General features: G+C 72.0%; 7 protein-coding genes. 6 read left to right on the forward strand and 1 reads right to left on the reverse strand.

Going from position 1 to position 6,412, the window contains the following annotated elements; genetic code table 11:
* Positions 1 to 297 precede the first annotated feature (297 nt).
* Both AC2CJA_RS22405 and AC2CJA_RS22410 read left to right on the forward strand, forming a co-directional pair.
* Positions 298 to 663: an ArsR/SmtB family transcription factor gene (locus AC2CJA_RS22405; RefSeq protein ID WP_484604481.1), complete on the forward strand. Its 366-nt coding sequence runs from the start codon at positions 298 to 300 to the stop codon at positions 661 to 663.
* A 241-nt stretch (positions 664 to 904) separates the two neighbouring features.
* On the forward strand, positions 905 to 1,144 hold the full coding sequence (locus tag AC2CJA_RS22410) for a DUF397 domain-containing protein (protein ID WP_484604486.1): 240 nt from the start codon (positions 905 to 907) through the stop codon (positions 1,142 to 1,144).
* Here AC2CJA_RS22410 and AC2CJA_RS22415 read toward each other — a convergent pair.
* Entirely contained in the window at positions 1,107 to 1,736 is a 630-nt protein-coding gene (locus AC2CJA_RS22415) for an ATP-binding protein (RefSeq protein ID WP_484604482.1), read from the reverse strand. The two genes, AC2CJA_RS22410 and AC2CJA_RS22415, sit on opposite strands and share 38 nt — an antisense overlap.
* A 345-nt stretch (positions 1,737 to 2,081) precedes the next feature.
* Between AC2CJA_RS22415 and AC2CJA_RS22420 the strand changes: the two genes are divergently transcribed.
* From AC2CJA_RS22420 to AC2CJA_RS22435, 4 genes are all read left to right on the forward strand, one after another.
* Positions 2,082 to 2,921: a helix-turn-helix domain-containing protein gene (locus AC2CJA_RS22420; RefSeq protein WP_484604483.1), complete on the forward strand. Its 840-nt coding sequence runs from the start codon at positions 2,082 to 2,084 to the stop codon at positions 2,919 to 2,921.
* A 179-nt stretch (positions 2,922 to 3,100) separates the two neighbouring features.
* Entirely contained in the window at positions 3,101 to 3,664 is a 564-nt protein-coding gene (locus tag AC2CJA_RS22425; RefSeq protein WP_484604484.1) for a DinB family protein, read from the forward strand.
* 87 nt (positions 3,665 to 3,751) lie between these two features.
* Positions 3,752 to 4,390, forward strand: a complete 639-nt coding sequence (locus AC2CJA_RS22430) for a PadR family transcriptional regulator (protein WP_484604487.1) — start codon at positions 3,752 to 3,754, stop codon at positions 4,388 to 4,390.
* A 183-nt stretch (positions 4,391 to 4,573) separates the two neighbouring features.
* Positions 4,574 to 6,298 (forward strand): threonine/serine exporter family protein, encoded by a 1,725-nt coding sequence (locus tag AC2CJA_RS22435; RefSeq protein ID WP_484604485.1) that lies wholly within the window; start codon positions 4,574 to 4,576, stop codon positions 6,296 to 6,298.
* Positions 6,299 to 6,412 lie beyond the last annotated feature (114 nt).

Here is a 6,412-nt window from a genome sequence, read left to right on the forward strand (position 1 = left end):
CGCCCGGTGCGCGCCGTCCCGTGCGGCGGGTTCCGTGCCCGTCGCGGTTCCTCACGTCGTCGGTGCCGTGACCCGGACGTCAGGGCTCCGGGCCGACTCGACGCCGGGGGCGGGCGGAGCCGGGCGCGGCCGTTCAGCCGACGGGACAGGGTTCCGCTACAGGGGCTGCCGGGGGATCATTCGGGAGACCGACGACCACCGAAGCGGACTGCGAGCGGCCCGGCGCCGCCGACCTGCGGCACCGGCGTCCCTCCTCTCCGCAACTGCCAACTGACCACTGGCTCGCAAGGGGGAAACATGACCGCCATCGACGTACCCGAGGACCGGTTCCGCGAGGACCGGCTCTTCTCCGCCCTGGCCAACCCGACCCGGCGCGAGGTGCTGAGGCTGCTCCGGGTGGAGGGGCCGCAGCCCGTGCAGCGGCTGGCCGACCACTTCGACATGCGAAGGCCGAGCCTCTCGGAACATCTGAAGGTGCTCCGGGAGGCCGGCCTGGTCAGCCAGCGGCGCAAGGGCAGGGAGAGGCACTACCGGCTGGAGGCCGGGCCGCTCAGCGAGGTGCAGCACTGGCTGAGCCCGTACGAGCGGCTCTGGCGCGGGATGGGGGATCTGAGGGACCTGCGCGGTCTCCTGGAGGGGAAAACCGGCGACGCCGGCGCCTGAACGGCGCGCGTACGGCGTGGTGGCCGGCGCGCGTACGGTGGCCGGGCGCGTTCCGCGCCCGGCTGTCGCCCCCAGGCGCTGACCGGGTCTTTCGACGGGTTGTCATGATGCCGTGACAGGTTGTCGTGCACGTGCATCCTCACGTGCATCCGCACGTGAACGGCGTTATGATCCGGGCTGGTTGACCGATTCAGCCCTGACCGCGACCGACCGCCCCCGACCGCACAGCCGGGAGAGTCCGATGCCCCACGCGTACAACGGCATGGCAGCCAGGGACCTCCACGGGGTCGTCTGGCAGAAGAGCAGACACAGCAACTCGCAGGGAGCCTGCGTGGAGTTCGCCAAGCTCCCCGGCGGGGAGGTGGCCGTACGGAACTCGCGCCATCCGGACGGCCCCGCGCTGGTCTACACCCCGGCCGAGGTCGAGGCGATGCTGCTCGGCGTCAAGGACGGCGAGTTCGACCACCTCGTACAGGACTGACGCCCGTTCCCCCTCCGGGGTTCAGCCGGAACAGGGCCCAGACCACTTTTCCGGGCATGGCGTCGGGCATCGGCTGCCAGCCCCAGGCGTCGCTGAAGGACTCGACGAGGAAGAGGCCGCGCCCGGACTCCGCCGCGTCGTCGAAGAACAGGCCGGCGAACTCCCCGTCGAGGCCGTCCAGGTCGTCGCCGAAGTCGCAGCCTATGCCGCCGAACCCCCCGGCGGCCCCCTCTCCGGGCTTCTTCGCCACGGGCGCCTTTCCGCTGGGGTCGCGCACGGCGCACACCAGGCGGCCGGACCAGTTCATCAGATGGAGCCGCACGGGCGGATCCGGGGTTTCGCCGGAGACGGCGTCCGGCACGCCGTGGCGCAGGGCGTTGGTCACCAGCTCCGAGACCACCAGGGACACGGTGTCGAAGTGCCCGGCCAGCCGCCAGCGCAGCAGTACGTTCCGGGTGAACTCGCGGGCGGTCCTCACCGCCTCGTAACGCGGCTGGAGCGCGCAGGAGGCCGAGCCGGAGAGCGCGTCGGGGTCGAGCGACGGGAAGTCATGCCATAACCGGTCGAGCACGGTCGGTCCTCCGGTCCCCATGACGAGACACTCCTGGCATTGCGGCGGTCATGGCCCTGATGGACCCCGTCAGCGGTGGTGCTCCGTGTCGCGTTCCGCCCGTTGCGCTGCTTCGGTGGATCTTGCGCATGCGCAAGTGCCTTGACTCTGAGTGCACTTGCGCTTTCCCCATGGTTCCCAATGCTCACAGCGGATGCAAGGGCAGATGCACGTGCACGAGCGACTTTCGATCGTGTGTAACCGCCTGGGCACGCAACGAAGGCATTGGTGGCAGACTGCACTGGTGCAGGGGTGGAGAGCTGAATACAAACAGGAGCATTTCCGGTGAAAAACGGAGTGAACGGAGCCAACGGGTCGAGTGGGTCCATGGTGCGCCGCATCCTGCTCGGTTCCCAGCTGCGGCGGCTCCGCGAGTCCCGCGGAGTCACCCGTGAGGCGGCCGGATATTCCATCCGGGCCTCCGAATCGAAGATCAGCCGCATGGAGTTGGGGCGTGTGAGCTTCAAGGCGCGGGACGTGGCGGACCTGCTCACGCTGTACGGCGTCACCGACGAGGCCGAGCGCGAGCCGCTGCTGGGCCTCGCCCGTGAGTCCAGCGTCGCGGGCTGGTGGCACAACTACAGCGACGTGCTGCCGAACTGGTTCCAGACGTACGTCGGTCTGGAGGGCGCGGCCTCCCACATCGGCGTCTACGAGGTGCAGTTCGTCTCCGGGCTGCTCCAGACGGAGGACTACGCGCGGGCGGTCGTCACCAGCGGCCACCGGTCGGGGCTGTCGCCGGAGGAGGTCGACCGCCGCGTCGCCCTGCGCCTGGAGCGCCAGAAACTGCTGCTGTCCGAGCAGGCGCCGGAGTTCCGCTGCGTGCTGGACGAGGCCTCGCTGCGCCGGCCCTACGGCGGCCGCGAGGTGATGGACGCCCAGCTGCGGCGCCTCGCGGAACTCTCCGAGCTGCCGCACGTCACCCTCCAGGTGATGCCGTTCGACACCGGCGGGCACCCGGCCGAGAGCGGGGCGTTCACACTGCTGCGCTTCCCCGAGTCGGAGATCTCCGACATCGTCTATCTGGAGCACCTCACCAGCGCCCTCTACGTCGACAAGCCGGACGAGGTCGCCCAGTACGAGGACGTCCTCGACCGCCTCCTGCGGGACAGCCTGGGCCCGGAGGACACCCGCCGGCTCCTCCACAAGGTCCGCGGGGAGATCTGACCGCCGGATCCGGCGGCCGGTGTGTCCCCGGCCGGCGCCGACGGGCCCGGGAGAATCCCGGCCGGGGGAGCGCGCGGGAGGGCATCGAGGACAGAACCCGTCCCCAGGGCCTCATGGCGTCGTTATCGGTGAAGGGGCCGGAAGGCGGCCCGACGACCGACGCGTGAGGAGAACCACCCATGCCCGTTCCTGTCGCTTCCGAGAACCGCGGCGACGAGCGCGGAGCCCTGCTCGCCTACCTGGACGCCCAGCGCGGGGGCATCCGCCGAGCCCTCCACGGGCTCACCGACGAGCAGGCGCGCAGCAGGCCGACCGTGAGCGCGTTCTCCCTGGCCGGCATCCTCAAGCACGTCGCGGTGGGCGAGCGCGGCGCGCTGGCGACGATGCGCGGCGAGCCCTTCGACTTCGAGACCAGCGCGAAGGGGTGGGAGGACAGCCTCACCGCCAGGGACGACGAGACGGTCGACGAACTGCTGGACCTCTACGAGCGGGTGGCGCGCGAGACCGAGGAGACGGTCCGGGCGGTGCCCTCCCTCGACGACACCTTCACGGCCCCCAAGATGCCCTGGGACGAGGGCGGACCCCGCTCCTGGCGCTGGGGCCTGCTCCACCAGATCGAGGAGACCGCCCGGCACGCCGGGCACGCGGACATCATCCGCGAGACGATCGACGGCAAGGGCGCCTTCGACCTGGTCTTCGAGACGGGCGCGCTGCCGGAGCCGGACTGGTCCTCCTTCCGGTGACCTCCCGCATCCGCGCCCGCCGCCGCCCGTCTACGCTGGCCGGCGGGTCCGGACGGGAAGGCCCGGAAGGGGACGGTGAGGTCGGCGGTGTCGGCGATCCGGTTGCTGGTGCTGGGCGCGGTTCGCCAGCACGGGCGCGCACACGGCTACCAGGTCCGCAACGACCTGGAGTTCTGGGGTGCGCACCAGTGGTCCAGCGCCAAGCCGGGTTCGATCTACCACGCGCTCAAGCAGATGGCGAAGCAGGGCCTGCTGACCGCCCACGGCACCGGACCGAGCGCGGTGGGCGGCCCGCCGCGCACCGAGTACGAGCTGACCGCCGCCGGCGAAGCGGAGTACCAGCGGCTGCTGCGCTGGTCGCTCACGGCGCACGACGAGAGGCCGGACGTGCTCACGGCCGGGGTCGGCTTCATCGTCGACCTGCCGCGCCGGGAGGCGATCGAACTGCTCGGGCGCCGCGTGGCGGCGCTGGAGGAGTGGAGCGCCGAGGTAGCCCGGGAGTGGACGCCGCCGGGCGCCCCGGAGGAGTGGGGCCACATCGGCGAGGTCATGAGGCTGTGGGTGCACAGCGCCGTCAGCGGCGCGGAGTGGACCCGGGGCCTGATCGAGCGCCTGGAGCGCGGCGCGTACGTGATGGCGGGCGAGGGCGAGCGGTCGGTGGAGGTGCTGCCGGAGGGAGTGGAGAACCCTTACGCGGAGCGTCCGCACGACCGCTCCCCCGGCTGACCGGGGTCTCTCGCCGGGCCCCGGCCGCTGCAACGCATCTCACACCCGACGGCCACCTCCACGCCCCCTCCCGGAAGGGGCCCCGGCCGTATCCTCGCTGAGGAGGAACGGACATGTCCCGCTGAGAGCGGGAAGCCTGACGTCCGTGCGAGGAGACGACTGGAGGCGTGAGGAGCGGCGAGCTTGGCCCTGGAGACCACGAGGAACGACACGGTGACCGAGACCGGCCGCCCCGAGGACCGCAGGTCCGCGCCCGAGGAGATCCGCAGCGCCTTCGTCCCGCCTTCCGGCGTACCACCGCAGTCCCCGCACCATGAGGACGAGCACCCCACCTCCGAGTTCGCCGTGCCCGAGGGGCTGAGGGCCCCCGCGCCGTCGCCCGAGGACGATTACCCCACCTCCGAGTTCGCCGTGCCCGAGAGCGTGCGCAGGACGCCGGCCTTCGAGCCGGGGTCCGCCTTCACTCCGCCCGAGGGCATCCCGGTGATCAACAACCTGGTGCGGCCGGGCGCGCCCTGGCAGGACCGGATGCGCACCATGGTCCGGATGCCGCTGGGCGAGCGGCCGGTGCCCGAGCGGCCCCGGCGCACCGACGAGGAGGACGCCGACACCGGGCCGTCGGCGCCGCGCGTGCTCGACCTGACCCTGCGCATCGCCGAGCTGCTGCTCGCGGGCGGCGAGGGCGCCGAGGACGTCGAGGCGGCGATGTTCGGGGTGGCCCACGCGTACGGGCTGGACCGCTGCGAACCGACGGTCACCTTCACCCTGCTGACGATCACCTACCAGCCGTCGCTGGTGGACGACCCGGTCTCGCTGAGCCGTACGGTCCGCCGCCGCGGCACCGACTACAACCGGCTGTCGGGCGTCTACCGCCTGGTGGCCGACATAACCGACGGTGAGGTGACGCTGGAGGAGGCGTACGGCCGCCTCGCCGAGATCCGCCGCAACCGCCACCCGTACTCCAAGGGCGCGCTCACCGTGGCCAGCGGCCTGCTGGCGGGCGCGGCGTCCACGCTGGTGGGCGGTGGCTGGGTGGTCTTCTTCCTGGCCGCGCTCGGCGCGATGCTCGGCGACCGGCTCGCCTGGTTCTTCTCCCAGCGCGGGCTGCCGGAGTTCTACCAGTTCGTGGCCGCTGCGGTGCCGCCCGCGGTGCTGGGCGTGCTGGTCCAGCTGTTCGCCGCGGACCTCGGCCTGGACATCAGGGCGTCCGCGGTCGTCACCGGTGGCCTCTTCCCGCTGATCCCCGGTAGAGCGCTGGTCGCCGCCGTGCAGGACGGGCTGACCGGCTTCTACATCACGGCCTCGGCCCGGCTGCTGGAGGTCGTCTACCTGGTCGTCGGCATCGTCTGCGGCGTGCTGCTGATGCTCTACATCGGCTCCGAGATGGGCGCGGAGTTCAACCCGGAGGGCCTGGACATCCGCAGTCGGCCGCTGCTCCAGCTACTGGCGGCGATGCTGCTGGCCCTGACCTTCTGCATCCTCCTCCAGCAGGAGCGCTCCACCGTGCTGCTCGCCACGCTCAACGGCGGCGTCGCCTGGCTGGTGTACGGCGCGATGGCCGACACCGGCGGGATCGACCCCGTCGCGGCGACCGCGGCGGCGGCGGGCGTGGTGGGCCTGTTCGGGCAGCTGATGTCGCGCTACCGGTTCGTCTCGGCACTGCCGTACATCACGGCGGCGATCGGCCCGCTGCTGCCCGGTAGCGCCATCTACTTCGGACTGATCGGCATCGCGCAGGGGCACCTGGACCAGGGCCTGCAGAACCTTTCGAAGGCGGCCGCCCTGGCGCTGGCGATCGCTATCGGCGTCAACCTGGGGAACGAGCTGGCCCGCCTGTTCATCAAGGTGCCGGGCCAGGAGTCCCCGCTGTCGGGCCGGCGCGCGGCCAAGCGCACCCGCGGCTTCTGATCCGGCCCGGCGTCCGCGTCCTCCGTCCCACCGCATCCGCCCGCCCCGCTCCGGGGCGGGCGGACGGCTGTCCGGCCCGGCTGTCCGGGGCCGGGGACGCGACGTGCCCCGGGG

Source organism: Streptomyces sp. ATLC9 (assembly GCF_057196705.1).

What these genes read in the sequence shown, in the direction of transcription:
- AC2CJA_RS22415 (WP_484604482.1), bottom strand. Translation starts at nt 1,736, where the DNA reads ATGGGGACCGGAGGACCGACCGTGCTCGACCGGTTATGGCATGACTTC.
- AC2CJA_RS22425 (WP_484604484.1), top strand. Translation starts at nt 3,101, where the DNA reads ATGCCCGTTCCTGTCGCTTCCGAGAACCGCGGCGACGAGCGCGGAGCC.
- AC2CJA_RS22405 (WP_484604481.1), top strand. Translation starts at nt 298, where the DNA reads ATGACCGCCATCGACGTACCCGAGGACCGGTTCCGCGAGGACCGGCTC.
- AC2CJA_RS22410 (WP_484604486.1), top strand. Translation starts at nt 905, where the DNA reads ATGCCCCACGCGTACAACGGCATGGCAGCCAGGGACCTCCACGGGGTC.
- AC2CJA_RS22420 (WP_484604483.1), top strand. Translation starts at nt 2,082, where the DNA reads ATGGTGCGCCGCATCCTGCTCGGTTCCCAGCTGCGGCGGCTCCGCGAG.